This is a genomic window from Roseateles sp. AC306, from assembly GCF_979253795.1.
The window spans coordinates 1-239 of record NZ_CEEDEB010000139.1 but is presented as its reverse complement, the minus strand read 5'-3'; the positions used below and the strand labels follow the sequence as shown (position 1 = coordinate 239).

Annotated in this window: 1 protein-coding gene; it reads left to right on the top strand. The window is 68.2% G+C overall.

Annotation, left to right across the window (positions count from 1 at the left end; all coding sequences use genetic code 11):
- Window positions 1–215, top strand: a 215-nt coding sequence (locus AC0IZJ_RS28730) for a hypothetical protein (RefSeq protein WP_471855686.1), incomplete at its 5' end; no start/stop codon positions are given.
- Window positions 216–239 lie beyond the last annotated feature (24 nt).

Genomic DNA, 239 nt, shown 5'->3' with positions numbered 1-239 from the left:
TGGCGAGACGCCAGGGAGCGGCCGCGGAACTCCATTTCGTCGACGCCGAACCCGCGGTGCTGGAACGCCGGATCCGCGAGCGCGGCGGACCGCACGCCGAAATCCTCGTTCATGAAATCCTGTTGACGATCGGCCACCGTTTCGAACGCCCCACCCGCGAGGAGGCGGCAACGTACGACCGGTCCGCGGGCCCGGAGAACCCGCTGCGCGAGTGAACGGTTGCGGTAACGATGTGGGAC